This is a genomic window from Sinorhizobium sp. CCBAU 05631, from assembly GCF_002288505.1.
Lineage (GTDB): Bacteria > Pseudomonadota > Alphaproteobacteria > Rhizobiales > Rhizobiaceae > Sinorhizobium > Sinorhizobium fredii_C.
On sequence record NZ_CP023063.1, the window covers coordinates 1,104,846 to 1,125,519 of the forward strand.

Sequence of the window (20,674 nt, forward strand, 5' to 3'; positions counted from 1 at the left end):
GATGCAAAAGATTCGCAAAGGCGACAAGGTCGTCGTACTCACCGGTAAGGACAAGGGCCGTTCCGGCGAAGTCATCCAGGTCATGCCGAAGGAAGACAAGGCTGTCGTGCGTGGCGTCAATATGGTGAAGCGTCACCAGCGCCAGACCCAGAGCCAGGAAGCCGGCATCATCAACAAGGAAGCCCCGATCCACCTTTCGAACATCGCGGTCGCCGATCCGAAGGACGGCAAGCCGACCCGCGTCGGTTTCAAGATCGATGGTGACAAGAAGGTCCGCGTGGCCAAGCGTTCGGGAGAAGTGATCGATGGCTAAGACCGCTTATGAGCCGCGGCTCAAGAAGGAATATGTGGAGCGCATCCGCAAGGCGATGCAGGAGAAGTTCTCCTACGCCAACGAAATGCAGATCCCGCGTCTCGACAAGATCGTCATCAACATGGGTGTTGGCGAAGCGACCGGCGATTCCAAGAAGCCGTCCGTTGCTGCTGCCGACCTCGCCGCGATTGCCGGCCAGAAGCCGGTGATCACCCGCGCTCGCAACTCCATCGCTGGCTTCAAGCTGCGCGAAGGCATGCCGATTGGTGCCAAGGTTACCCTGCGCGGCGTTCGGATGTATGAGTTCCTGGATCGTCTCGTGAACATCGCTCTTCCGCGTGTTCGCGACTTCCGCGGTCTCAATCCGAAGTCCTTCGATGGTCGTGGCAACTTCGCCATGGGCGTCAAGGAGCACATTGTGTTCCCTGAGATCAACTACGACAAGGTTGATCAGATGTGGGGCATGGACATCATCGTTTGCACGACGGCAACTAACGACGACGAAGCGCGCGCTCTGCTTGCAGAGTTCAACTTCCCGTTCCGTCAGTAATCCGTAACGACAAGCGTAAAGAAGGATAACTGTTATGGCGAAAACGAGCGCAGTTGAAAAGAACAAGCGCCGCCGCAAACTGGTTGCCGGACAAGCCGCGAAGCGTGCGGCCCTCAAGGCAATCATCATGAACCAGTCTTTGTCGATCGAAGAGCGGTTCAAGGCCACCCTCAAGCTGGCAGAACTGCCCCGGGATGGGTCGAAGACCCGCATCCGCAACCGTTGCGAAGTGACCGGCCGTCCGCGCGCCTACTATCGCAAGCTTCGCATGTCGCGTATCGCGCTTCGCGAACTGGGCAATCTCGGCAAGGTGCCGGGCATCGTCAAGTCGAGCTGGTAAGGAGACGGGTACATGGCAATGACTGATCCTTTGGGCGATATGCTCACCCGTATCCGCAACGGCGCCGCTCGCCGCAAGTCGAGCGTGTCCACGCCGGCTTCCAAGCTCCGCGCGCGCGTTCTGGATGTCCTTCAGGCCGAAGGCTATATCCGCGGATATTCTGAAGTCGAGTTTGGCAATGGCAAGGCCGAGCTGAACATCGAACTGAAATACTACGAAGGCGCCTCCGTGATCCGTGAGATCTCGCGCGTCTCCAAGCCGGGCCGCCGGGTTTATGTCTCGGTCAAGTCCATTCCGCAGGTCGCGAACGGCCTCGGCATCACCATCCTTTCGACACCGAAGGGCGTGATGGCCGATCACCAGGCACGCGAACAGAATGTTGGTGGCGAGATTCTTTGCTCGGTCTTCTAAGACCGGGCAGGATCTCCATAGCGAACAGACAGGTATAACAATGTCTCGTATCGGTAAGAAGCCCGTTCAGGTTCCGGCAGGCGTCACGGCTAACGTCGATGGCCAGAAGGTAACGGCAAAGGGCCCGAAGGGCGAACTGTTCTTCGTCGCAAACGACGAAGTTTCGGTGAAGCTCGAAAACAATGCGGTTGTCGTTCAGCCGCTCAATGAAACCAAGGATGCTCGTGCAAAGTGGGGCATGTCCCGCACGATGATCGAGAACATCTTCAAGGGCGTCAAGGACGGTTACGAGCGCAAGCTCGAAATCAACGGCGTCGGCTACCGCGCGTCGATGCAGGGCAGGAACCTGCAGCTGGCGCTCGGCTTCAGCCATGACGTCGTCTACCAGACGCCGGAAGGCATCACGATCGCTGTGCCGAAGCCGACGGAAATCGTCGTTTCGGGCATCAACAAGCAGCAGGTCGGCCAGGTAGCCGCGGAAATCCGCGAATACCGCGGCCCCGAGCCCTACAAGGGCAAGGGTGTCAAGTATGCCGAAGAGCGGATCGTCCGCAAAGAAGGCAAGAAGAAGTAAGGATCACGCGAAATGGCTAGCAGGAAAGATACTCTTGTGCGTCGCGCCAGCCGCGTGCGCCGTCAAATCAAGGCGGTCGCCAATGGCCGCCCGCGCCTGTCGGTTCATCGCTCGTCGAAGAACATCTATGCGCAGATCATCGATGACGTTGCCGGCAAGACGCTTGCCGCTGCCTCGACCCTCGAGGCAGATCTCAAGTCGTCATTGAAGACCGGCGCCGACACGGCGGCAGCTGCAGCCGTCGGCAAGCTCCTTGCCGAACGCGCTTCCAAGGCAGGCGTCAAGGACGTTGTCTTTGATCGCGGCGCCTTCATCTACCACGGCCGCGTCAAGGCGCTGGCCGAGGCAGCTCGCGAAGGCGGCCTGAACTTCTAAGGTTCGCCGCCCGGGCAGAGATGTCCGGGCGGATCCGCCTCGCAATTACCCGGTCGCTTCGGCTCGTCCGAGGCGACTTTCGTCAATCTGCCGATTGCACCCGGAAAAGAAAAAGGAAGAGGACAATGGCACAAGAAAGAAGAGGTTCTCGCGAAGATCGCCAGAACCGCGAAGAGCGCGACAGCGAATTTGTCGATAAGCTCGTCGCAATCAACCGCGTCGCCAAGGTGGTGAAGGGCGGTCGTCGTTTCGGTTTCGCCGCTCTCGTCGTCGTTGGCGACCAGAAGGGCCGCGTCGGCTTCGGCCATGGCAAGGCACGCGAAGTGCCGGAGGCCATCCGCAAGGCGACGGAAGCCGCCAAGCGCGACCTGATCTTCGTACCGCTGCGCGGCGGCCGCACGCTGCATCACGACGTTAACGGCCGCCACGGCGCCGGCAAGGTGCTGCTGCGCTCGGCCAAGCCCGGTACCGGTATCATCGCCGGTGGCCCGATGCGCGCCGTCTTCGAAACGCTCGGCGTTCACGACGTCGTTGCCAAGTCGACCGGTTCGTCGAACCCCTACAACATGGTTCGCGCCACCTTCGACGCGCTCAAGAACCAGATGCACCCGAAGGACATCGCGGCACAGCGCGGCATGAAGTACGCCACGCTCCAGGCCCGTCGCGTTGCCGCCGGCGCTGCTTCCGAAGAATAAGGGAGCTGACAGATGGCTAAGAAAGAAGTTGCCAAGAAGACGGTTACCGTCGAGCAGATTGGTAGCCCCATCCGCCGTCCGGCCGTACAGCGTCAGACGCTCATCGGTCTGGGCCTCAACAAGATGCACCGGGTTCGCACGCTGGAGGACACTCCGGCCGTTCGCGGCATGATCCGGGCCGTCCAGCACCTCGTTCGCGTCGTCGATGAGAAGTGAGGGGGATCGAGATATGAAACTGAATGAAATCAAAGACAACGAAGGCGCAACCAAGAGCCGCAAGCGTCTTGGCCGCGGTATCGGCTCCGGTTCCGGCAAGACCGCCGGCCGCGGCGTGAAGGGCCAGAAGGCCCGTTCCGGCGTGGCGATCAACGGCTTCGAAGGCGGTCAGATGCCCATCTACCGCCGTCTGCCGAAGCGCGGCTTCAACAACATCTTCGCTTCGGAGTTTGTTGTCGTGTCGCTCGGCCGTATCCAGACGGCAATCGATGCCAAAAAGCTCGACGCCTCGAAGATCGTCGATGCGGCTGCCCTGAAGGCGGCCGGCGTCATCCGTCGCGAGAAGGATGGCGTTCGTGTCCTCGCCGACGGCGAGCTGAAGGCGAAGATTTCGCTCGAAGTCGCAGGCGCTTCCAAGCCGGCCGTCGAGAAGATCGAAAAGGCCGGCGGCTCGGTGAAGCTGCTGGCAGCCGCCGCTGCGGAATAATATGACTGATGAACCGCCCGGGGTGCTTCACGCCGGGCGGTTTTGCTCCCATATGTGAGCCTCACGTCCGAGGGCGGCGAATCACTTGCCGCGAAAGGGACACAACGGAAACCACGGTGAGGCATCCGATTGCAGCGACAATCGCCTCGCGCCCGGTTTTCATCGACGAAGACTTACTCTTGCCGGAACTGACCGGGTTTCTCCCGCTGTTTCCGAGACTTGGTACGCGGAGAATTGCATGGCTTCTGCAGCGGAACAGCTCGCCTCGAACCTGAATTTCTCGACTTTCGCGAAGGCGGAAGATCTGAAGAAACGGCTCTGGTTCACCCTCGGTGCGCTTCTGGTTTACCGTCTTGGCACCTATATCCCGCTGCCCGGCCTCAACCCGGCCGCGTTCGCCCAGGCCTTCCAGGGCCAGGCCGGCGGCATCCTCGGCCTCTTCAACATGTTCTCGGGCGGTGCAGTGGAGCGCATGGCGATCTTCGCGCTCGGCATCATGCCCTATATCTCCGCTTCGATCATCGTGCAGCTGATGACCTCGGTCGTGCCGGCGCTCGAACAGTTGAAGAAGGAAGGCGAGCAGGGCCGCAAGGTCATCAACCAGTATACCCGCTACGGCACCGTGCTGCTCGGCGCCTTGCAGGCCTACGGCATTGCCGTGGGTCTCGAGAGCGGTAGCGGCCTGGTCAACGATCCGGGCTGGTTCTTCCGGATTTCGACGGTGATTTCGCTGCTCGGTGGCACGATGTTCCTGATGTGGCTCGGCGAGCAGATCACCTCGCGCGGCATCGGCAACGGCATTTCGCTGATCATCTTCGCCGGCATCGTCGCCCATCTGCCGACGGCGCTTGCCGGAACCCTCGAGCTCGGCCGCACCGGCGCTCTCTCGACGCCGCTGATCCTGGCGATCATCGTCATGGTGGTTGCGGTCATTGCCCTAATCGTCTTCGTCGAGCGCGCCCAGCGCCGCTTGCTGATCCAGTATCCGAAGCGCCAGGTCGGCAACCGCATGTTCCAGGGCGACACGTCCCACCTGCCGCTGAAGCTCAACACCTCGGGCGTCATCCCGGCGATCTTCGCCTCGTCGCTGCTGCTGCTGCCCGCAACGCTTGCCGGCTTCGCCAATGCCGCGACGCTGCCCGGCTGGGCGACCGCCATCGTCGGGGCGCTGGCGCACGGCCAGCCGCTCTACATGTTCTTCTACGGCGCGATGATTGCCTTCTTCGCTTTCTTCTACACCGCGATCGTCTTCAATCCGAAGGACACAGCCGATAACCTGAAGAAGCACGGTGGCTTCATTCCGGGGATTCGCCCCGGTGAGCGCACGGCCGAATACATCGACTACGTGCTGACACGTATCACTGTAGTCGGTGCGATTTACCTGATTTTCGTCTGCATTCTGCCCGAAATCCTCATTTCGCAGACTGGTGTGCCGTTCTACCTTGGTGGTACGTCGCTTTTGATTGTTGTCAGCGTCACCCTTGATACGGTAGCACAGATCCAGGGTCACCTCATTGCCCAGCAGTATGAGGGGCTGATCAAGAAGTCGAAGCTGCGCGGAGGAAAGAGGGGACGATGAGACTTATTTTTTTGGGACCGCCGGGCGCTGGCAAGGGTACGCAGGCCAAGCTTCTGACGGAGAAATACGGCATCCCGCAGCTTTCCACAGGGGACATGCTCCGGGCCGCCGTTGCCCAGGCGACCGAGGTCGGCAAGCGCGCGAAAGCGGTCATGGATGCCGGCCAGCTGGTCTCCGATGAGATCGTCAATGAAATCGTCTCCGACCGCATCGACGCTGCGGACTGCGCCAAGGGCTTCATCCTCGACGGCTATCCGCGCACGGTTCCGCAGGCGATTGCGCTCGACCGGATGCTTGAGAGCAAAGGCCTGAAACTGGATGCGGTAATCGAGTTGAAGGTCGACGAGGCAGCCCTTGTCCGGCGCATGGAGAATCGCGTGGCGGAAACCGTTGCCGCCGGTGGCACGGTGCGCTCCGACGACAATCCCGAGGCCTTCAAAAAGCGGCTGACGGAATACCGGGAAAAGACGGCTCCGCTTTCGGACCATTATGCCCGCACCGGTCAGTTGAAGACCGTGGACGGGATGGCGGACGTGGGAGCGGTCACCGCAGAGATCGACAAGATTCTGGCATAGGCTGCGCCTTTGCCAAAATGGAAGCGCCGGGGAGTTGACTTTTCCAGGTGATTCCTCCAAAGACAGCGTCAACTCGCGACATGCGAAGCGATCGGCGCGGTCTTCAAAACAAGGAAGTCCGGGTACGGTCGTTTTTGACGTGCCTCGAACCTCAATCAACGTGCGGCTCTTCGAGGTCGCGTAACGAAGCACCTATTGCCGGATGGCAACTGGAACGCAAGGAGAATAGACGTGGCACGTATCGCTGGCGTCAACATCCCGACGGCAAAGCGCGTCGTCATCGCGCTGACCTATATTCACGGGATCGGCCCGAAATTCGCGAAGGAAATCACCGAGAAGGTCGGCATCCCGGCTGACCGCCGCGTGCACCAGCTGACGGACGCCGAAGTCCTTCAGATCCGCGAGACCATCGACCGCGATTACCAGGTCGAGGGTGACCTGCGTCGCGAAACGGCGATGAACATCAAGCGCCTGATGGACCTTGGCTGCTACCGCGGCCTGCGTCATCGTCGTGGCCTGCCGGTGCGCGGCCAGCGTACGCACACCAATGCCCGCACCCGCAAGGGTCCGGCAAAGGCGATCGCCGGCAAGAAGAAGTAATTTCCCGAAAAGGGAAAGCGGGAGGCTGGCGTCCGCGCCGGCCTCCTTTTGCAGTTTGGGGAGGGCGATCGCCCGACCTGTGCCGGACCGCTCGGTTCGGCGAAAACGTGTGCGGAGCCGGCGTGCCGGTTCTGTGAAAATCGAAGTTGCAGGGCAGGGGACGACCAATCCTTTTCCCGGTGGAGCCGCTGGAATTACGGCGGTGCAGAGATCTAAGAAAGGGATCCTATGGCCAAGGAAGCCACCCGCGTTCGCCGCCGCGAGCGCAAGAACATCACGTCTGGCGTCGCGCACGTCAATTCGTCGTTCAACAACACGATGATCACCATCACCGACGCGCAGGGCAATGCAATCGCCTGGTCGTCCGCCGGTGCGAAGGGCTTCAAGGGTTCGCGCAAGTCGACCCCGTTTGCCGCTCAGATCGCCGCCGAAGACTGCGCCAAGAAGGCTCAGGAACACGGCATGAAGTCGCTGGAAGTGGAAGTTTGCGGACCGGGTTCCGGCCGTGAATCTGCCCTTCGCGCGCTGCAGGCCGCGGGGTTCATGATCACGTCGATCCGCGACGTGACGCCGATCCCGCACAATGGCTGCCGTCCGCGCAAGAAGCGCCGCGTCTGATCATTTGTATTCAAGATTCCGGTGAGGACGCGGATGCGTTCTCCCGGTCTTCGGGGCTCGGTTGCCACGATTGGATGGTGGCAACGAACGGAAGGCAGAAAACATGATCCAGAAAAATTGGCAGGAACTGATCAAGCCGAACAAGGTGGATTTCACCTCCTCCGGCCGCACCAAGGCAACGCTGGTGGCGGAACCGCTTGAGCGCGGCTTCGGTCTGACCCTCGGCAACGCGCTTCGTCGCGTGCTTTTGTCGTCGCTGCGCGGTGCGGCAGTCACCGCGGTGCAGATCGACGGCGTGCTGCACGAGTTCTCCTCCATCCCGGGCGTCCGGGAGGATGTGACGGACATCGTGCTCAACATCAAGGAAATCGCCATCAAGATGGATGGCGACGATTCCAAGCGCATGGTCGTACGCAAGCAGGGCCCGGGCGTCGTAACGGCCGGTGACATCCAGACGGTTGGCGACATCGAGATCCTCAACCCGAACCATGTGATCTGCACGCTCGACGAGGGTGCCGAAATCCGCATGGAATTCACCGTCAACAACGGCAAGGGCTACGTGCCGGCTGAGCGTAACCGTTCCGAAGATGCGCCGATCGGTCTCATCCCGGTCGACAGCCTCTATTCGCCGGTCAAGAAAGTGTCCTACAAGGTTGAGAACACCCGCGAAGGTCAGGTTCTCGACTATGACAAGCTGACGATGTCGATCGAGACCGACGGCTCCGTCACCGGCGAGGACGCGATCGCGTTTGCCGCCCGCATTCTTCAGGACCAGCTGTCGGTCTTCGTCAACTTCGACGAGCCGCAGAAGGAAGCCGAGGAAGAGGCAGTCACCGAGCTCGCCTTCAACCCGGCGCTTCTCAAGAAGGTCGACGAACTGGAACTCTCCGTTCGTTCGGCCAACTGCCTGAAGAACGACAACATCGTCTATATCGGCGACCTCATTCAGAAGACCGAAGCGGAAATGCTCCGGACGCCGAACTTTGGTCGCAAGTCGCTCAACGAGATCAAGGAAGTTCTCGCTTCCATGGGCCTGCATCTCGGCATGGAAGTGCCGTCGTGGCCGCCGGAGAACATCGAAGATCTCGCCAAGCGCTACGAAGACCAGTATTAACCATTAGACTGCGGGCGGATGCCTGCAAGTAAAGGAGAATAGCCATGCGCCACGGTAAAGCCGGCCGCAAGCTGAATAGAACCGCCAGCCACCGCAAGGCGATGTTCGCCAATATGGCAGCGTCGCTGATCGAGCACGAGCAGATCGTCACGACCCTGCCGAAGGCCAAGGAAATCCGTCCGATCGTCGAAAAGCTCGTCACGCTCGGCAAGCGCGGCGACCTGCACGCCCGCCGTCAGGCGATCTCGCAGATCCGCGACGTTGCTGTCGTCGCGAAGCTGTTCGACGCGATCGCATCGCGCTACGCCACCCGCAACGGCGGCTACCTGCGCATCATGAAGGCGGGTTTCCGCCAGGGCGACAATGCTCCGCTCGCCGTCATCGAATTCGTTGACCGCGATGTCGATGCCAAGGGCGCCAAGGATCGCGCTCGCGTCGCCGCGGAAGCGGAAACAGCCGAAGCAGCTTGATAAAGATAGCTTCGCAATCGATCTGAAGCGGCCGGGTGAGGTTTCACCCGGCCGCTTTTTGCGCTGCAGGCTGAGGTCGTGTCCCTGCCGTCCGTTGCCGTTTCCACCGCAGGAACGGCGTTCGCACCGCCCGCCAGGCGAGCAAGAGCGTGACGAGGACGATGTAGAGCACTTGCTCCGGCCCTACGACCTTGACGGCCATGGCGAAATGCAGCGCGCCGGCCGCGGCGATCACATAGGCGAGCCGGTGAAGCTTGTTCCACCGCTGGCCGAGCTTGCGGATCGACCAATTGTTCGAGGTGAGCGCCAAGGGGATCAGCATGACCAGGGCCGCCATACCGATGGTTATGAAGGGGCGGCGGGCGATGTCGGCGACGATGGCCGGGATGCGCAGCATCTGGTCGAGCAGCATGTAGGCGGTGAAGTGCATCAGCACGTAATAGAAGGCGAGCAGGCCGAGGGCGCGGCGGTATCTTAGCCAGTTGAGGCCGAAGAGATCGCGAAGCGGTGTAATCGTCAGCGTCGCCACAAGGAAACGCAGCGCCCACAGGCCAAGCAGGTGCTCGAATTCCTTGACGGCATTGCCAGGTAACCGGCCGGTTGCGCCGAGATAGAATGCCCATGCCGCGGGAATGAGGCCCAGCGCGTAGAGCGCCCAGACCGAGGGGCCGTGAAAGCGCTTGGGCAAGGCGGGTACGAAGGCCATGGTCAGAAGTTTCCCCTGAGATCCATGCCGGAATACAGGCCCGCGACGTCGTCGGCATAGCCGTTGAAGGGGAGGGTGTCGCGGCGATTGGAGCCGAAGAAGCCGCCTTCGCCGATCCGGTTTTCCGTTGCCTGGCTCCAGCGCGGGTGATCGACCGCCGGGTTCACATTGGCATAGAAGCCGTACTCATCCGGTGCGGCAAGGTTCCAGGTGCAAGGCGGCGGCGTTTCGGAAAGCGAAATGCGGACGATCGACTTGATTCCCTTGAAACCGTATTTCCACGGGACCACCAGCCGTATTGGCGCGCCGTTCTGGTTCGGCAGCGTCTTGCCATAAAGGCCGACGGAGAGAATCGTCAGAGGGTGGCGTGCTTCATCGAGCCGCAAGCCCTCGCGATAGGGCCAGGGCAGCGGCTGGAAGTAACCGGATTGGCCGGGCATCTCCTCAGGCCGCACCACCGTTTCGAATGCAACGTACTTCGCGCTCCCGAGCGGTTCGACCTTGTCGAGGAGACTTGCCAGCGGAAAGCCGACCCAGGGGATCACCATCGACCAGGCTTCGACGCAGCGCATTCGGTAGGTACGCTCTTCAAGCGGAAGGGCCAGCAGTTCTTCGAGGCCGAACTCCCGTGGCTTGCCGACGAGACCGTCGACCTTCACCCGCCAGGGTGCCGGCTTGAAGCCGCCCGAATTGGCGGCGGGGTCGCCCTTTCCCGTGCCGAACTCGTAGAAATTGTTGTAGGTGGTCACGTCCTTTTCGGGCGTCAGGGCCTCCTCGACCTTGTAGCGACTGCTCGAAGCCTTGAGCTCTGCCGCCTCGGCCAGGCCGGCCCCGCCGAGAACGAGGCCACCTGCAGCGGCGAGAAAGCGGCGGCGATCGAGGAAGAAGGGCTCCGGGGTGATTTCGGACGCGGCGATCCGCGGCGGGCGGTAGGCGGGCATGGTGCTTCCTCGACAGGGATTGAAAGCTGATCTCGGCCAGATGACCAGAGATTCGATCACCGGAAAAGATGGGGGAGACCACGTTTTCGTGCACGGCGCGTGAGCGGGAAAAGCGCCCCGATGATTTCATGGCAAGGCCGCGGGCAAAAGTCTGAAAAAGCGGTTGAAATCGCGAGCGTGCGTCATCATCGAGCGGCAGCCTCGCGTTTGCCTTTTTTGTTGCGAAATCCTATCTGAACTAGCGGCAATGAAAGGGAGAATGCTTCATGATTTTTGGCCGTCGAGCCCTGCCGGCTCTTGTTCTTGCGATTGCCATGTCGACACCGGCCGTAGCGCAGGACGCCAGGACCGTCCCCCAATCCCACACGGAAATGCAGCTCTCCTTCGCGCCGCTGGTCAAGCAGACGGCGAATGCCGTGGTGAATGTCTATGCCGAGCGGGTCGTCGAGCGACGATCGGTCGACCCATTCTTCGAGGAATTCTTCGGCCAGCGCATGCCAAACCGCACGGAGAAGCAGTCGTCGCTCGGCTCCGGCGTAATCGTCCGCCGCGACGGCATCGTCGTTACCAACAATCACGTCATCGAGGGGGCCGACGACATCAAGGTGGCGCTCGCCGACGGGCGTGAGTATCCGTGCAAGATCGTCCTCAAGGACGACCGACTCGACCTAGCGGTCCTCAAGATCGAAGCAGATGGTCCTTTCGACGTCATCCCGATCGGTGATTCGGACGCAGTGGAGGTCGGCGACCTCGTGCTGGCGATGGGCAATCCGTTCGGGGTCGGGCAGACGGTGACGAGCGGCATCGTTTCGGCGCTTGCCCGCAACCAGATCTCCAACGGAGATTTCGGTTTCTTCATCCAGACCGACGCGGCGATCAATCCGGGCAACTCTGGCGGTGGACTGATCAACATGAAGGGTGAGCTGATCGGCATCAACACCGCGATCTTTTCGCGGGGCGGGGGATCGAACGGCGTGGGGTTCGCCATCCCCGCAAATCTGGTCAAGGTCTTCGTCGCCTCCGCGGAGGGCGGCGGCGGTTCCTTCGTCCGTCCCTTCGTCGGCGCGACTTTCGAGCCGGTTACCTCCGATGTCGCCGAGGCGCTCGGACTCGATCGTGCCCGCGGCGCCCTGGTGGCTGCCGTCCAGCCGGACGGACCGGCGGCAAATGCCGGCATGAAGCCGGGGCAGGTGGTGACGGCTGTAAACGGTATTTCGGTGGAGCATCCGGATGCCCTCGGCTACCGTTTGACGACCGTCGGCATCGGCCATGAAGCGCGCGTGACGGTGAGCGAACACGGCGAGGCGCACGACATCACCCTGAAGCTGGAGCAGGCGCCGGAAACCGCGCCGCGCGACGAACGGCTGATCGAGGGGCGGAACCCCTTTGCCGGCGCCGTCGTCGCCAATCTTTCGCCGCGCCTTGCGGATGAGCTGCGCATGCCGACGTCGCTCAAGGGGGTCGTCGTGACCGAGGTCAACCGCGGCTCGCCGGCGGCGCGCATTGGCCTCGAGCCGAAAGATATCGTACGCTCCGTCAATGGAACGCCGATCGACAACTCGAAAACGCTGGAAAGCGTCGTTGCCGAAGACGCCTCGTTCTGGCGCGTTGAGATCGAGCGCGACGGCCAGCTTATCAGACAGTTCTTCCGATGAGCGACCTCTTTTCCCCCGTTGAACCGCCGGAGATGGCCTCGGCAAGACCGCTGGCCGATCGGCTGCGGCCGCGCACGCTCGCCGAAGTGACCGGGCAGGAGCACTTGACGGGGGCGGACGGCGCCCTGACGCGGATGATCGCCTCTGGCTCGCTCGGTTCGATGATCTTCTGGGGACCGCCGGGCACCGGGAAGACCACCGTCGCCCGGCTGCTTTCGGGAGAGGCCGGTCTCGCCTTCGAGCAGATCTCGGCGATCTTTTCCGGCGTCGCCGACCTGAAGAAGGTTTTCGAGTCGGCGCGCGCCCGACGCATGTCGGGACGCCAGACCTTGCTCTTCGTCGATGAGATCCATCGCTTCAACCGCGCCCAGCAGGACAGTTTCCTACCGGTGATGGAAGACGGGACCGTCATTCTGGTCGGCGCCACCACGGAGAATCCGTCATTCGAACTCAACGCCGCGCTCCTGTCGCGGGCGCGGGTGCTGACGTTCAAGCCGCATGACGAGGCGAGCCTCGAGGAACTCCTGAAGCGGGCGGAGCAAACGGAAGGTAGGCCGTTGCCGCTCGACGAGGACGCCCGGGCGAGCCTGATCCGCATGGCGGATGGTGACGGCCGGGCCGTGCTGACGCTGGCCGAGGAGGTGTGGCGGGCGGCGCGCAAGGACGAGATATTCGACGCCGAAGCGTTGCGGGAAATCGTCCAGCGCCGCGCGCCGGTTTACGACAAGGGCCAGGACGGCCACTACAATCTGATTTCGGCGCTCCACAAGTCGGTTCGCGGATCCGATCCGGATGCGGCGCTCTATTATCTCTGCCGGATGTTCGATGCGGGCGAGGATCCTTTGTATATCGGCAGGCGGCTGGTGCGCATGGCTGTCGAGGATATCGGCCTTGCCGATCCGCAGGCGCTGGTGATCTGCAACGCCGCCAAGGATGCCTATGACTATCTCGGTTCGCCCGAAGGGGAACTGGCGCTGGCGCAAGCCTGCGTCTATGTCGCCACCGCGCCGAAATCGAACGCCCTCTACACGGCCTACAAAGGGGCGATGCGCGCCGCCAAGGAAAACGGCTCGCTGCTGCCGCCGAAGCATATTCTCAACGCCCCGACCAAGCTCATGAAGGGGGAGGGCTACGGCGAGGGCTACCGTTACGATCATGACGAACCGGATGCCTTTTCCGGCCAGGACTATTTCCCCGAGAAAATGGGGCGCAGGATCTTCTATGATCCTCCGGAGAGGGGCTTCGAACGGGACATCCGCAAGCGGCTCGAATGGTGGGCGAAACTGCGCCGCGACCGGAACTCATGACGAGCCGTGCCGTCGGCGCAGAGCAGTTTTGCCGGCCAGCCGCTTGCTGCCCTCACCGCTTTGTGGCACAGAGATCCAAGTTGCAGACGGCTGCACGGGCGCGATCCTGATCGACCCGAACACCCGCGGGGACGGCCTCGCTCCAGATGAAGGAGCCTGACATGGCCTGGTTCACTCTGCTTCTCGCCGGACTTCTCGAAATCGGCTGGGCAATCGGCCTCAAATACACCCACGGATTTACCCGTCTGACGCCGACCGTGCTGACGGTCGGTTCGATGATCCTGAGCGTCGTCCTGCTTGGAATTGCCGTTCGCACACTGCCGCTCGGCACGGCTTACGCGGTCTGGACCGGCATCGGCACGATCGGCACGGTGGTGCTCGGCATCGTCCTCTTCGCCGAGCCGATGACCGTCGTACGCCTCGGCTGCATCGGCCTGATCGTCGCCGGCATCGCCGGCCTGAAGCTGGCGGCCTGATCCACCGTAAGACGCCTGCCGTAATGCCAGGCGCCTTGCCCCCTATTTCAACGCGTCGAGCACCGCAGTCGCCGCCTGCATTTCCTGCCAGCGGTTCTCGCGCCGTTGGAAGGCCTCTTCGTCGGTGCCCCAGTGCTCGATCTGCCAATCCTCGTCGACATGGGCGGCGCTCCAGGCCTCTTCTGCCGAGAGCCGGCCCATGCCGAAGGCAAGCGCAAGCAGTGCCGATCCGGTCAACGTGGTGATCGTGTGCAGGCAGGCGAGGCCGAGCGGCGTTGCGAAGGAGCGCAAGCCTTCCGCATAGGCGGAAATCGCCTCGTGCGGCTGATCCTGATGGATGACGCCCTCGGCAAGGATGAAGCGTGCGCCGAGCGAATGGGCGGCCCAATCGAGAACGGGGTTCCAGACGGCGTTCTGCCGTTCCACAAGTCCTGTCGGGCTGTCGGCGCGATAGCAGAGAAGGTCGGTGCCGGCGAACCGTACGATATCGTCGAAGACTGCGCGCTGGTCGACCGCCACGCCGTCGATGGCGGTGTTGACGATGCGGGTCAGCGGCATGGCCGAAGGGTCGATGATCTCCGCCTGTGCATCCCATTCGGCGGCGAGCAGTTCGGCGAGCTTCGCCGTCGGGACGGCGAGCGGCCGCTTTGCCGGCGTGCGGACGGATCGCCCGTCGAGCAATACCGCGTGCCCGCCGCCCTCGGCCGCGGCGACGCCGACCGACTTGTAGAAACGTTTGGCAAGCGGCTTCTGCATCTGGATCTGGGCGCGGCGCACCGGATCCTCGTGGCTGAGCGCTCCGCTCAATTCGTCGCGAATATCAGGCATGGTTCAATTCCATCCATTCGATGATGTCTGCCGGTACCCGGGCGATGTGGTCGGCGCTCGCCTCGATCAGCGCCGGAACGCTGGCATAGCCCCAGGAAACACCGAGGGCGGCGGCCCCGGCCGCCTTCGCCATCTGCATATCGTAGATCGCATCGCCGATGACAATCGTATCCTTCGGATCGACGCCCGCCTCGGCACAGCATTCCATCACCATTGCCGGATGTGGCTTCGACGGGCAATCGTCCGCCGTTCGCGAGACGAAGAAAAGCTTGTCGAAGCCGTGGGTGGCGGCAATGTGCTGGAGCCCTCGCCGCGACTTTCCGGTGACTGCGCCGATCAACAGCTGCTCGCGGGCGGCCAAGGCTTGCACCATCTCGGCAATCCCGGGAAACAACGCTTCCTGATGGATCCGTTCGCCGCGCACCGAGCTGAAGATGCCCTTGTAATGGGTCGTCATCGCGGCGGCGCGCGGGTCGATGTGATCCTGGCCCAGCAACCGGGCGATGGCGATGTCGAGCGTCAGCCCGATGATTGCGCGCGTCGCCAAGGCCTCCGGCCGGGGAAGATCGAAGGCCTCGAAGGTGCGGCTCATGACCTCATGGATGAGGCCGGCGCTGTCGACCAGCGTTCCGTCGCAATCGAAGAGCACCAGCTTCATCAATCGTCCTCGCCGGCGGCGTTCTCGTCGAGGCCGAGCAAGTTCCAGCTCTGCACCATATGCGGCGGCAAGGGCGCCGTGATCTTCAGGCGTCCGCCATTCGGATGCGGGATGTCGATAAAGCGGGCATGCAGGTGTAGCCGGTTCTGGATGCCGCCGGGGAAGGTCCAGTTGATGTCAGCTTCGAAATATTTCGGGTCGCCGATGATGGGATGGCCGATATGGGCGGCGTGGACGCGCAGCTGATGCGTGCGGCCGGTATAGGGTTCCATTTCCAGCCAGGCGAGGTTCTGGCCGGCCTGCTCGATAATCCGATAGTAGGAAATAGCGTGGTCGGCGCCTTCGTCGCCATGCTTGGCGATCCGCATACGATCGCCGTCCGGCGTCTGTTCCTTGACGAGCCAGGTGGAGACGCGGTCCTCGCGCTTGCGCGGAACGCCCTTGACCAGGGACCAGTAGATCTTCCTGGTGTCGCGCTCACGAAAAGCGGCCGTCAGCTGCTGTGCCGCACCGCGCGTCCGGGCAATGACGAGCACGCCGGACGTGTCCCGGTCCAGCCGATGGACGAGGCGCGGCTTTTCGCCCTTCTGGTTCGTCCAGGCCTCGAGCATCTTGTCGATATGCCGGCTGACGCCGGAACCGCCCTGGACTGCCAAGCCCGCCGGCTTGTTGAGCACGATGACCTTGGCGTCCTCGTGCAGCACCATGCGCGACAGCAGCTCTCCGTCCGAGGAATGGCGCAGGTCCCGCCCGCCGATCGGGCCCGATTTGGTAACCTTCGCATCGACGCCAAGCGGCGGAACGCGGATCGTCTGGCCAGGCTGTACGCGCGTGTCGGATTTTGCCCGCGCGCCGTCAACGCGGATCTGGCCGGAACGAAGCAGCTTCTGCAACGGACCGAAGCCCAAGCCCGGATAATGCACCTTGAACCAGCGGTCGAGGCGCATGCCCGCCTCGTCACCGTCCACCTGTCTGTGTTCTATGCCTGCCATCTGCCGCGATCCGCTTCCAGTGTTTCAAGCAAAGGCTCTAGACCATTGCGGTCGTCAGGGCCAGTCCGGCGAGAGAACACGACACCATTCATTAAGCGCCCGCCGCTACTGTCGTAGCGATGTCTCATATAGGTCCGGTCGATTGTGATGGCGAAGCAAGCCCTGAACTTCACGCACTATGATCTCAAGGCCCAGCGCGCCGGGACGCGGGTCGAGATCACCCTGTCGGCCGTTGCCAATGTTCGCCTGATGACCGACGTCAATTTCACGCGCTACAAGGAAACGCTGAAGCATCAGTTCTTCGGCGGCGTAGCGCGGAAATCGCCTCTGCGGATGACGATTCCCGAGACCGCGCACTGGCACCTCGTTATCGACACCGAAGGCCATCACGGCCTTGCGGATTCGAGCGTACGGGTGATCGAGTCTGCCGGCCAGCCGCGACTCCAGCCGGCGTCATGACGGCGCTCAGCCGAGCCTTTCGGCGTGCCACCTCAGATGATCGTCCATGAAGGTCGAGATGAAATAATAGGAGTGGTCGTAGCGCTCGTGCATGCGAAGCGTGAGGCCGATGCCGGTGCCGTTGACCGCCTCCTCGAAGAGCCAAGGCCTCAGACCGTTTTCGAGGAAGCCGTCGGCCTTGCCCTGGTCGATGAGGAATTCCGGGAAGCGCGCCCCGTCCTCGACGAGAGCGCAGGCGTCGTATTTTCGCCAGGCGGCTTTGTCCGAGCCGAGATATTTCTCGAAGGCGCCGACGGACCAGTCGGCGGAAGAGGGGGCGACGATCGGGGCGAAGGCCGAGCAGCTCCTGAAGCGCTCGGGGTTCTTGAGCGCGATGGTCATCGCGCCATGGCCGCCCATCGAATGGCCGAAGATGCCTTGCCGGTCCATGTCGGCGCGAAACTGCTCGCGGATCAGGGCCGGCAGTTCCTCGGTGATGTAGCTGTACATCTGATAGTGCTCGGCCCAGGGCGCTTGCGTCGCATCGAGATAGAAGCCGGCGCCCTTGCCCATCTGCCAGTTCGTCAACTCGTCGGCGACGTCGGCACCGCGCGGGCTGGTATCCGGACAAACAACGATCAGACCGAGCTCCGAGGCCAGGCGGCGATATTCCCCCTTTTCCATGACATTGGCATGGGTGCAGGTGAGGCCGGAGAGATACCAAAGAACCGGACGCGGTTCGCTCGTCGCCTGCGGCGGCACATAGACGGCAAAGGTCATTTCGCCCTTGCAGGCCTTGGAGTCATGGGCGAAGACGCCCTGCATGCCGCCGAAGGCGGTGTTCTGCGAGATGATTTTCATCGAATTCTCCGTGTAGTCATGGCGTGCCGCCGGCAAGCTGCACCGCGGCATTGACCGCGGCTGCGACGAGCACCGTGTTGAAGAAGAACGAAACAATCGCATGCATCAGGTTGACGCGCCGCATCGCCGTCGTGGTGATGGCGACGTCGGAGGTCTGCGCGGTCATTCCGATGACGAAGGCGAAATAGAGGAAGTCATAGCCGCCGGGGGCGTTCGTCTCCGGAAAGGCAAGCCCGCGCGACGCCGGATCGCCGCCATCGGCGCGGCGGTTCGCGAGCCAGTAAAGATGCGCGTAATGCAGCGCCGCCATCGTGTGAATGGTAGCCCATCCAAGCGTGACCGAGGCGAAGGCAAGGATCAGTTCGGCTGCGCCGCCGTCATCGGCGCGATTGAGCGCGACGAACAGCGCGACCAGCGAGACTGCGGCGGCCAGGAGCGTCACAAGAAATATGATCGGCTCCGGCTCACCCGTGTCGCGCGCATTTGCCTCGAGATAACTTCCAGTGAGTTTCGGCAGCCGGAACGCCGCTATCGTCAGATAGATGCAGAAGAAGGCGATGGCAGTGATCTCGATCGCCTCTTCGCGAAACAGCGCATGCCCAAGCGGCGCACTGACAAGGGCACCGGCAAGCGCCAGGTAAAATGGCCAATGTCTCAGCCGATTTGATGTCATTCGCCACTCACGCTGCCGTTCCGCGCCTCACCTTTTGACGCGACGGCAGAGCCGGTCAAGAGTTTCGAGAAAGGCCGAGCGGTCTCGCGCGCTGAAAGAGGCGTTATAGCCCTTGCTTTCGCCCGTCTCCCGCAGGTGCGCACCAAGATCGCGCATCGCGGAAGCCATGCCGATGTTCGTCTTGTCGAAGACGCGGCCGGTAGGCCCAGTGACGAATGCGCCCGCGGTGACGCAGCGCCCGGCAAGCGGAACGTCGGCGGTGACGACGATGTCGCCTTCGCCCGCATGCTCGGCGATCCAATTGTCGGCGGCGTCGAAGCCGGCCGACACGATGACGTTGTGCACCATCGGGTCACGCGAGGGCCGCAGGCCCGAATTGGCGACGAGGGTGACTTCGAAGCCGTGGCGTTCGGCCACCTTGAGGATTTCCGCCTTCACTGGGCAGGCATCGGCATCGACATAGATCATCATTGCGATTCGCTGCAGCCGCGGAAAGCGCCGGATTTCAAGTGATTCCGGCGCTTGCCTGATTCTTGATGTAAACTCAGTAGAGCACGACCGAACGGATGCTCTTGCCCGAATGCATCAGCTCGAAGCCCCTGTTGATCTCGTCGAGCGGCATGGTGTGGGTGATCATCGGGTCGATCTCGATCTTGCCCTCCATGTACCAGTCGACGATCTTCGGCACGTCGGTGCGGCCGCGGGCACCGCCGAAGGCGGTGCCCATCCATTGGCGGCCGGTGACCAGCTGGAACGGCCGGGTGGAAATCTCCTGGCCGGCGCCGGCGACGCCGATCACCACCGACTTGCCCCAGCCGCGATGCGAGGCTTCGAGCGCCTGGCGCATCACCTTCACATTGCCGGTGCAGTCGAAGGTGTAGTCGGCGCCGCCGATCTGGTCGGCGCCGCGCTTCGTCATGTTGACCAGATGGGCGACGATGTCGCCGTCGATCTCCGTCGGGTTGACGAAGTGGGTCATGCCGAACTTCTCGCCCCAGGCCTTCTTGTCGTTGTTCAGATCGACGCCGATGATCATGTCGGCGCCGGCAAGCCGCAGTCCCTGGATGACGTTCAAACCGATGCCGCCGAGACCGAAGACGATCGCGGTCGAGCCCATCTCCACTCGTGCCGTGTTGACCACCGCGCCGATGCCGGTGGTGACGCCGCAGCCGATATAGCAGATCTTGTCGAACGGAGCGTCCGGATTGACCTTGGCGAGCGCGATCTCCGGCAGCACGGTGAAGTTGGCGAAGGTCGAGCAGCCCATATAGTGGTGGATCTTGTCCTTGCCGATCGAGAAGCGCGAGGTGCCGTCCGGCATGACGCCTTGCCCCTGGGTGGCGCGGATGGCGGTGCAGAGATTGGTCTTGCGGCTGAGGCAGGACGGGCAGGCGCGGCATTCCGGCGTATAGAGCGGAATGACATGGTCGCCCTTCTTCACGCTCGTGACGCCGGGGCCGACATCGACGACGATGCCGGCACCCTCATGGCCGAGGATCGCCGGGAACAGCCCTTCCGGGTCGGCACCCGAGAGGGTGAAATCGTCGGTGTGGCAGATGCCGGTGGCCTTGACCTCGACGAGCACCTCGCCGGCCTTCGGGCCCTCGAGCTGAACCGTCATGATTTCCAGCGGCTTGCCGGCCTGAACGGCTACAGCGGCGCGTACGTCCATTTTTCTTCTCCCTCGAATTTCCGCAACTGTTCGGCGATCGTCCTGCAATCGTCAATACAACGGCAGGCGATGCGCGTAAGCTGAAAATACATGACCTATCGGAAATTTTCCTCGATCCGTTCCAGTTCGCTCTCGAGCGCCGCGATCGCTTCGCCCGTTTGCTCGTGGAGCCTCTTGACGAGCTCGAGTTGCTCGCGAAGCGCGGCATGCGAATGAGACGGCCCGTCGTCAGGGGCACGGCCGATCCCGGCAATCAGCCAGGCTGGCGTGACGCCGAGGATGGAGGCGAGCATGAAGAGCCGGTTTGTGCGGGGCTCGGCACGATCGCGCTCCCAGGCGGATATCGTTTCGCTGCGCACGCCGAGCCTGCTTGCCAGTTCCTTGATCGAAAGCCTTGCCGCGTCGCGCGCTCTCCAGATACGGCCGCCCAGCGTGTCGCCGTCTCCTGTTTGGCGCAGGCGCGCGATCACGGTTTCGGTGGATAAGCGCATGGTTCGCTCTCCTCTTCACCTGACATCTCTACCGCCCGCACGGTGACGGAATGCCTGCG

The 20,674-nt window shown here is 62.5% G+C and carries 29 protein-coding genes; 19 read left to right on the top strand and 10 right to left on the bottom strand.

Going from position 1 to position 20,674, the window contains the following annotated elements:
* Nucleotide 1: 1 nt before the first annotated feature.
* The 15 genes from rplX (at nucleotide 2) to rplQ (ending at nucleotide 8,917) form a co-directional block, all read left to right on the top strand.
* Nucleotides 2-313 (top strand): 50S ribosomal protein L24, encoded by a 312-nt coding sequence (gene rplX / locus SS05631_RS05310; protein WP_018239491.1) that lies wholly within the window; start codon nucleotides 2-4, stop codon nucleotides 311-313.
* Nucleotides 306-863 carry a 50S ribosomal protein L5 gene (gene rplE, locus SS05631_RS05315; protein ID WP_018239492.1) on the top strand — a complete coding sequence of 186 codons (558 nt, stop codon included), beginning with the start codon at nucleotides 306-308 and terminating at the stop codon, nucleotides 861-863. The genes rplX and rplE overlap by 8 nt, the downstream gene beginning before the upstream one ends.
* 34 nt (nucleotides 864-897) lie before the next feature.
* The gene (gene rpsN, locus SS05631_RS05320) at nucleotides 898-1,203 is read left to right on the top strand and encodes a 30S ribosomal protein S14 (RefSeq protein ID WP_012707764.1); all 306 of its coding nucleotides are present in this window, start codon (nucleotides 898-900) and stop codon (nucleotides 1,201-1,203) included.
* Between the two features lie 12 nt (nucleotides 1,204-1,215).
* Nucleotides 1,216-1,614, top strand: coding sequence for a 30S ribosomal protein S8 (rpsH, locus tag SS05631_RS05325; protein WP_037426899.1), 399 nt, complete (start codon nucleotides 1,216-1,218; stop codon nucleotides 1,612-1,614).
* 40 nt (nucleotides 1,615-1,654) lie between these two features.
* On the top strand, nucleotides 1,655-2,188 hold the full coding sequence (gene rplF, locus SS05631_RS05330) for a 50S ribosomal protein L6 (RefSeq protein ID WP_037426902.1): 534 nt from the start codon (nucleotides 1,655-1,657) through the stop codon (nucleotides 2,186-2,188).
* 12 nt (nucleotides 2,189-2,200) lie between these two features.
* The gene (rplR, locus tag SS05631_RS05335) at nucleotides 2,201-2,563 is read left to right on the top strand and encodes a 50S ribosomal protein L18 (protein ID WP_018239495.1); all 363 of its coding nucleotides are present in this window, start codon (nucleotides 2,201-2,203) and stop codon (nucleotides 2,561-2,563) included.
* Between the two features lie 125 nt (nucleotides 2,564-2,688).
* Nucleotides 2,689-3,258 (top strand): 30S ribosomal protein S5, encoded by a 570-nt coding sequence (rpsE, locus tag SS05631_RS05340; RefSeq protein ID WP_037426905.1) that lies wholly within the window; start codon nucleotides 2,689-2,691, stop codon nucleotides 3,256-3,258.
* Between the two features lie 12 nt (nucleotides 3,259-3,270).
* Nucleotides 3,271-3,474: a 50S ribosomal protein L30 gene (gene rpmD / locus SS05631_RS05345; protein ID WP_026617379.1), complete on the top strand. Its 204-nt coding sequence runs from the start codon at nucleotides 3,271-3,273 to the stop codon at nucleotides 3,472-3,474.
* A gap of 13 nt (nucleotides 3,475-3,487) precedes the next feature.
* Nucleotides 3,488-3,961, top strand: coding sequence for a 50S ribosomal protein L15 (rplO, locus tag SS05631_RS05350; RefSeq protein WP_037426907.1), 474 nt, complete (start codon nucleotides 3,488-3,490; stop codon nucleotides 3,959-3,961).
* A 238-nt stretch (nucleotides 3,962-4,199) separates the two neighbouring features.
* Nucleotides 4,200-5,540, top strand: a complete 1,341-nt coding sequence (secY, locus tag SS05631_RS05355; protein WP_037426908.1) for a preprotein translocase subunit SecY — start codon at nucleotides 4,200-4,202, stop codon at nucleotides 5,538-5,540.
* The gene (locus tag SS05631_RS05360) at nucleotides 5,537-6,115 is read left to right on the top strand and encodes an adenylate kinase (RefSeq protein ID WP_037426911.1); all 579 of its coding nucleotides are present in this window, start codon (nucleotides 5,537-5,539) and stop codon (nucleotides 6,113-6,115) included. Before secY ends, SS05631_RS05360 begins: the two co-directional genes overlap by 4 nt.
* A 231-nt stretch (nucleotides 6,116-6,346) precedes the next feature.
* Entirely contained in the window at nucleotides 6,347-6,715 is a 369-nt protein-coding gene (gene rpsM, locus SS05631_RS05365) for a 30S ribosomal protein S13 (RefSeq protein ID WP_026617375.1), read from the top strand.
* Nucleotides 6,716-6,943: 228 nt separating this feature from the next.
* Nucleotides 6,944-7,333, top strand: a complete 390-nt coding sequence (gene rpsK, locus SS05631_RS05370; protein ID WP_003536496.1) for a 30S ribosomal protein S11 — start codon at nucleotides 6,944-6,946, stop codon at nucleotides 7,331-7,333.
* A 103-nt stretch (nucleotides 7,334-7,436) separates the two neighbouring features.
* A complete protein-coding gene (locus SS05631_RS05375) occupies nucleotides 7,437-8,447 on the top strand; it encodes a DNA-directed RNA polymerase subunit alpha (protein WP_012707773.1) in 1,011 nt (336 codons plus the stop codon).
* 44 nt (nucleotides 8,448-8,491) lie between these two features.
* Nucleotides 8,492-8,917, top strand: a complete 426-nt coding sequence (gene rplQ, locus SS05631_RS05380; RefSeq protein WP_037426916.1) for a 50S ribosomal protein L17 — start codon at nucleotides 8,492-8,494, stop codon at nucleotides 8,915-8,917.
* 43 nt (nucleotides 8,918-8,960) lie between these two features.
* Here the strand turns inward: rplQ and msrQ are convergent, their stop codons facing one another.
* On the bottom strand, nucleotides 8,961-9,623 hold the full coding sequence (gene msrQ, locus SS05631_RS05385) for a protein-methionine-sulfoxide reductase heme-binding subunit MsrQ (protein WP_037426918.1): 663 nt from the start codon (nucleotides 9,621-9,623) through the stop codon (nucleotides 8,961-8,963).
* Nucleotides 9,624-9,625: 2 nt separating this feature from the next.
* Nucleotides 9,626-10,564, bottom strand: a complete 939-nt coding sequence (msrP, locus tag SS05631_RS05390; protein WP_037426920.1) for a protein-methionine-sulfoxide reductase catalytic subunit MsrP — start codon at nucleotides 10,562-10,564, stop codon at nucleotides 9,626-9,628.
* A 266-nt stretch (nucleotides 10,565-10,830) separates the two neighbouring features.
* Between msrP and SS05631_RS05395 the strand changes: the two genes are divergently transcribed.
* The 3 genes from SS05631_RS05395 to sugE all read left to right on the top strand — a co-directional run bounded on the left by SS05631_RS05395 (nucleotide 10,831) and on the right by sugE (nucleotide 14,002).
* A complete protein-coding gene (locus tag SS05631_RS05395; RefSeq protein ID WP_037426924.1) occupies nucleotides 10,831-12,219 on the top strand; it encodes a DegQ family serine endoprotease in 1,389 nt (462 codons plus the stop codon).
* Nucleotides 12,216-13,526, top strand: coding sequence for a replication-associated recombination protein A (locus tag SS05631_RS05400; protein WP_037426926.1), 1,311 nt, complete (start codon nucleotides 12,216-12,218; stop codon nucleotides 13,524-13,526). The genes SS05631_RS05395 and SS05631_RS05400 overlap by 4 nt, the downstream gene beginning before the upstream one ends.
* Nucleotides 13,527-13,687: 161 nt before the next feature.
* Nucleotides 13,688-14,002, top strand: coding sequence for a quaternary ammonium compound efflux SMR transporter SugE (gene sugE / locus SS05631_RS05405; RefSeq protein WP_037426929.1), 315 nt, complete (start codon nucleotides 13,688-13,690; stop codon nucleotides 14,000-14,002).
* 42 nt (nucleotides 14,003-14,044) lie between these two features.
* Here the strand turns inward: sugE and SS05631_RS05410 are convergent, their stop codons facing one another.
* From SS05631_RS05410 to SS05631_RS05420, 3 genes are read right to left on the bottom strand one after another with little or no spacing between them, the layout of a single operon-like run.
* Complete coding sequence (locus SS05631_RS05410) at nucleotides 14,045-14,830, bottom strand: ATP12 family chaperone protein (protein WP_037426932.1); 786 nt, start codon at nucleotides 14,828-14,830, stop codon at nucleotides 14,045-14,047.
* Nucleotides 14,823-15,488, bottom strand: a complete 666-nt coding sequence (locus tag SS05631_RS05415) for an HAD-IA family hydrolase (RefSeq protein ID WP_037426935.1) — start codon at nucleotides 15,486-15,488, stop codon at nucleotides 14,823-14,825. The genes SS05631_RS05410 and SS05631_RS05415 overlap by 8 nt, the downstream gene beginning before the upstream one ends.
* A complete protein-coding gene (locus SS05631_RS05420; protein WP_037426937.1) occupies nucleotides 15,488-16,480 on the bottom strand; it encodes an RluA family pseudouridine synthase in 993 nt (330 codons plus the stop codon). Before SS05631_RS05420 ends, SS05631_RS05415 begins: the two co-directional genes overlap by 1 nt.
* A gap of 147 nt (nucleotides 16,481-16,627) precedes the next feature.
* Between SS05631_RS05420 and SS05631_RS05425 the strand changes: the two genes are divergently transcribed.
* Entirely contained in the window at nucleotides 16,628-16,939 is a 312-nt protein-coding gene (locus SS05631_RS05425; RefSeq protein WP_037426940.1) for a DUF1883 domain-containing protein, read from the top strand.
* A gap of 6 nt (nucleotides 16,940-16,945) precedes the next feature.
* On the opposite strand, the gene fghA is transcribed toward SS05631_RS05425, so the two are convergent.
* The 5 genes from fghA to SS05631_RS05450 form a co-directional block, all read right to left on the bottom strand.
* Nucleotides 16,946-17,779, bottom strand: a complete 834-nt coding sequence (gene fghA, locus SS05631_RS05430) for an S-formylglutathione hydrolase (RefSeq protein WP_037426943.1) — start codon at nucleotides 17,777-17,779, stop codon at nucleotides 16,946-16,948.
* A gap of 16 nt (nucleotides 17,780-17,795) precedes the next feature.
* Complete coding sequence (locus SS05631_RS05435) at nucleotides 17,796-18,452, bottom strand: DUF1345 domain-containing protein (protein ID WP_037426945.1); 657 nt, start codon at nucleotides 18,450-18,452, stop codon at nucleotides 17,796-17,798.
* A 27-nt stretch (nucleotides 18,453-18,479) separates the two neighbouring features.
* A complete protein-coding gene (locus SS05631_RS05440; RefSeq protein ID WP_037426946.1) occupies nucleotides 18,480-18,920 on the bottom strand; it encodes a YaiI/YqxD family protein in 441 nt (146 codons plus the stop codon).
* A 76-nt stretch (nucleotides 18,921-18,996) separates the two neighbouring features.
* Nucleotides 18,997-20,124, bottom strand: coding sequence for an S-(hydroxymethyl)glutathione dehydrogenase/class III alcohol dehydrogenase (locus SS05631_RS05445; protein WP_095677936.1), 1,128 nt, complete (start codon nucleotides 20,122-20,124; stop codon nucleotides 18,997-18,999).
* Between the two features lie 95 nt (nucleotides 20,125-20,219).
* On the bottom strand, nucleotides 20,220-20,615 hold the full coding sequence (locus SS05631_RS05450; RefSeq protein WP_037423255.1) for a helix-turn-helix domain-containing protein: 396 nt from the start codon (nucleotides 20,613-20,615) through the stop codon (nucleotides 20,220-20,222).
* Between the last annotated feature and the right edge of the window lie 59 nt (nucleotides 20,616-20,674).

What these genes read in the sequence shown, in the direction of transcription:
- rplX (WP_018239491.1), top strand. Translation starts at nt 2, where the DNA reads ATGCAAAAGATTCGCAAAGGCGACAAGGTCGTCGTACTCACCGGTAAG.
- rplE (WP_018239492.1), top strand. Translation starts at nt 306, where the DNA reads ATGGCTAAGACCGCTTATGAGCCGCGGCTCAAGAAGGAATATGTGGAG.
- rpsN (WP_012707764.1), top strand. Translation starts at nt 898, where the DNA reads ATGGCGAAAACGAGCGCAGTTGAAAAGAACAAGCGCCGCCGCAAACTG.
- rpsH (WP_037426899.1), top strand. Translation starts at nt 1,216, where the DNA reads ATGGCAATGACTGATCCTTTGGGCGATATGCTCACCCGTATCCGCAAC.
- rplF (WP_037426902.1), top strand. Translation starts at nt 1,655, where the DNA reads ATGTCTCGTATCGGTAAGAAGCCCGTTCAGGTTCCGGCAGGCGTCACG.
- rplR (WP_018239495.1), top strand. Translation starts at nt 2,201, where the DNA reads ATGGCTAGCAGGAAAGATACTCTTGTGCGTCGCGCCAGCCGCGTGCGC.
- rpsE (WP_037426905.1), top strand. Translation starts at nt 2,689, where the DNA reads ATGGCACAAGAAAGAAGAGGTTCTCGCGAAGATCGCCAGAACCGCGAA.
- rpmD (WP_026617379.1), top strand. Translation starts at nt 3,271, where the DNA reads ATGGCTAAGAAAGAAGTTGCCAAGAAGACGGTTACCGTCGAGCAGATT.
- rplO (WP_037426907.1), top strand. Translation starts at nt 3,488, where the DNA reads ATGAAACTGAATGAAATCAAAGACAACGAAGGCGCAACCAAGAGCCGC.
- secY (WP_037426908.1), top strand. Translation starts at nt 4,200, where the DNA reads ATGGCTTCTGCAGCGGAACAGCTCGCCTCGAACCTGAATTTCTCGACT.
- SS05631_RS05360 (WP_037426911.1), top strand. Translation starts at nt 5,537, where the DNA reads ATGAGACTTATTTTTTTGGGACCGCCGGGCGCTGGCAAGGGTACGCAG.
- rpsK (WP_003536496.1), top strand. Translation starts at nt 6,944, where the DNA reads ATGGCCAAGGAAGCCACCCGCGTTCGCCGCCGCGAGCGCAAGAACATC.
- SS05631_RS05375 (WP_012707773.1), top strand. Translation starts at nt 7,437, where the DNA reads ATGATCCAGAAAAATTGGCAGGAACTGATCAAGCCGAACAAGGTGGAT.
- rplQ (WP_037426916.1), top strand. Translation starts at nt 8,492, where the DNA reads ATGCGCCACGGTAAAGCCGGCCGCAAGCTGAATAGAACCGCCAGCCAC.
- msrQ (WP_037426918.1), bottom strand. Translation starts at nt 9,623, where the DNA reads ATGGCCTTCGTACCCGCCTTGCCCAAGCGCTTTCACGGCCCCTCGGTC.
- msrP (WP_037426920.1), bottom strand. Translation starts at nt 10,564, where the DNA reads ATGCCCGCCTACCGCCCGCCGCGGATCGCCGCGTCCGAAATCACCCCG.
- SS05631_RS05395 (WP_037426924.1), top strand. Translation starts at nt 10,831, where the DNA reads ATGATTTTTGGCCGTCGAGCCCTGCCGGCTCTTGTTCTTGCGATTGCC.
- SS05631_RS05400 (WP_037426926.1), top strand. Translation starts at nt 12,216, where the DNA reads ATGAGCGACCTCTTTTCCCCCGTTGAACCGCCGGAGATGGCCTCGGCA.
- sugE (WP_037426929.1), top strand. Translation starts at nt 13,688, where the DNA reads ATGGCCTGGTTCACTCTGCTTCTCGCCGGACTTCTCGAAATCGGCTGG.
- SS05631_RS05410 (WP_037426932.1), bottom strand. Translation starts at nt 14,830, where the DNA reads ATGCCTGATATTCGCGACGAATTGAGCGGAGCGCTCAGCCACGAGGAT.
- SS05631_RS05415 (WP_037426935.1), bottom strand. Translation starts at nt 15,488, where the DNA reads ATGAAGCTGGTGCTCTTCGATTGCGACGGAACGCTGGTCGACAGCGCC.
- SS05631_RS05420 (WP_037426937.1), bottom strand. Translation starts at nt 16,480, where the DNA reads ATGGCAGGCATAGAACACAGACAGGTGGACGGTGACGAGGCGGGCATG.
- SS05631_RS05425 (WP_037426940.1), top strand. Translation starts at nt 16,628, where the DNA reads ATGGCGAAGCAAGCCCTGAACTTCACGCACTATGATCTCAAGGCCCAG.
- fghA (WP_037426943.1), bottom strand. Translation starts at nt 17,779, where the DNA reads ATGAAAATCATCTCGCAGAACACCGCCTTCGGCGGCATGCAGGGCGTC.
- SS05631_RS05435 (WP_037426945.1), bottom strand. Translation starts at nt 18,452, where the DNA reads ATGACATCAAATCGGCTGAGACATTGGCCATTTTACCTGGCGCTTGCC.
- SS05631_RS05440 (WP_037426946.1), bottom strand. Translation starts at nt 18,920, where the DNA reads ATGATCTATGTCGATGCCGATGCCTGCCCAGTGAAGGCGGAAATCCTC.
- SS05631_RS05445 (WP_095677936.1), bottom strand. Translation starts at nt 20,124, where the DNA reads ATGGACGTACGCGCCGCTGTAGCCGTTCAGGCCGGCAAGCCGCTGGAA.
- SS05631_RS05450 (WP_037423255.1), bottom strand. Translation starts at nt 20,615, where the DNA reads ATGCGCTTATCCACCGAAACCGTGATCGCGCGCCTGCGCCAAACAGGA.